Source organism: Pseudoalteromonas sp. NZS127 (assembly GCF_015864805.1).
Taxonomy (GTDB): Bacteria; Pseudomonadota; Gammaproteobacteria; order Enterobacterales; family Alteromonadaceae; genus Pseudoalteromonas; species Pseudoalteromonas nigrifaciens.
Genome location: NZ_JADYWN010000043.1, coordinates 1 through 1,902, shown reverse-complemented (window position 1 = coordinate 1,902; position 1,902 = coordinate 1). Strand labels below are relative to the sequence as shown.

1 protein-coding gene and 1 pseudogene are annotated in these 1,902 nt (G+C 65.1%); both read left to right on the top strand.

Annotation, left to right across the window (positions count from 1 at the left end; genetic code table 11):
* Positions 1–51: 51 nt before the first annotated feature.
* A pseudogene (locus I6E78_RS18930) lies at positions 52–384 on the top strand (phage terminase large subunit family protein); the annotation flags it as partial.
* Between the two features lie 191 nt (positions 385–575).
* Positions 576–1,902, top strand: a 1,327-nt coding sequence (locus I6E78_RS18230) for a terminase gpA endonuclease subunit (RefSeq protein WP_442960317.1), incomplete at its 3' end; no start/stop codon positions are given.

Sequence of the window (1,902 nt, the reverse complement as noted above, 5' to 3'; positions counted from 1 at the left end):
CACGAGGCCGTCGCCTTCGTCGGTCCAGCACGGTGCGGGAAAACCGAGGGGTTGATCACCGGCTGGATGGCGCACGCCGTGGTCAACGACCCTGGCGACATGGCTATCATCCACATGTCCCAAGAGAAGGCGCGCGAGTTCTCCAAGACCACCGTGGACCGCGCACTGCGCCACAGCCCGGACTTGGCTGCGCTCGTCTCGCGCAACGCCAACGCCGACAACACGTTCGACAAGAGCTTTCGCCACGGCATGTGGCTCAAGATCGGCTGGCCCACCGTCAGCAACCTGTCCGGCTCCACCTATCGCTACGTGGCCTTCACCGACTACGACCGTATGCCGGACGACGTGGGCGGCGAGGGCGCGCCGTTCCCGCTGGGGCTCAAGCGCACGCAGACCTTCCTGTCGCGCGGCATGTGCCTGGTTGAGTCCAGCCCCGGGCGCGACATCGAAGACCCGAACTGGAAACCGTCTACCCCGCACGAGGCCCCNGCCTGGTTGAGTCCAGCCCCGGGCGCGACATCGAAGACCCGAACTGGAAACCGTCTACCCCGCACGAGGCCCCGCCGGTGCGCGGAGTGGTTGGCATCTACAACACCAGCGACCGGCGCCGGTGGTACTGGAAGTGCCACGACTGCCGCGAGTGGTTTGAAGCCGCGCCCGGTGTTGGTCTGTTCAACCTACCCCCGGACGACGAGTTGCTGGAGACGGTGCGCAGCGCCAACCTGGACAAGCTCGCCGAGCACTACGCCAAGATCGTGTGTCCCCACTGTGGGTCGCTGCACGGCGCCGACCAGAAGAAGGCTCTGAACGCCAACGGCCGGTGGCTGCGGGACGGCATGACACTGACCGTTGACGACGAACTGGTGGGCGAGGGCATGACATCTTCCATCGCCGGGTTCTGGCTGGGCGGCGTGGCGGCGGCGTTCCAACCGTGGCGCTCTATCCTAGTGCGCCACCTGCAGGGCCTGCGCCACTATGCCCTCAGCGGATCGGAAGAGGCCCTGAAGAACGCGATCAACGTGGACCAGGGCATGCCGTACATCTCGCGGCACCTGAAGGAGTCCCAATCAGGACGTGCCCGACCGCAGGACCGCGCTGAAAACGACCTGATCCGCTACCAGGTACCCGAGCAGACACGCATGCTCTCGGCCTCCGTGGACGTGCAGGGCGGGGTGAACGCGCGCTTCGTGGTGCAACTCCACGCCGTCGGCGTGCACATGGAGCAGTGGTTGGTGGATCGTTTCGAGATAAAACACTCGAAAAGGCCCGGAATGGGAAGCGAGTTTGCCCCTATCGACCCCGCCAGCTTTCCTGAAGATTGGGATGTGCTGACGGACAAGCTGCTCGACGCCACGTGGAAGACACCGGACCCCAACCGAGAGATCAAAATCCGCATGCTCACGGTGGACACCGGGGGCGAGGACGGCGTGACCCATAACGCCTACGCCTGGTATCGGCGCGTGCGCAAGGCCGGACATGCGCACCGCGTCACGCTCTACAAGGGTGCGTCCGAGCCCAAGGCACCGATCATCCGGGAGACCCTAGTGAGTGGCCGCAAAGGGACCAAGGGCGACATCCCTCTGCTGATCTGCAACCCGAACCTGCTGTCGGACATGGTGGCGGCGGGCCTGCGTCGGACCATGCCGGGGCCGGGTTTCTACCACTTCCCTCAGCCGAAACACCCCACACAGAACCCCGACGGCTGGCTGCCACAGGCGTTTTTTGACGAGCTGGAGGCCGAGGTGCGCGGCAAGAACGGCACCTGGCAGAAGGTCCGCAAGCGCAACGAGAGCTTTGACCTTTGCCGGATGATGATGGCGGGTATGCTGCGCATGCAGCTCGACAAGATCAAGGACTGGAACGTCGTGCAGCCATGGCTGGCGCCGCTCGACCGCAACAGCG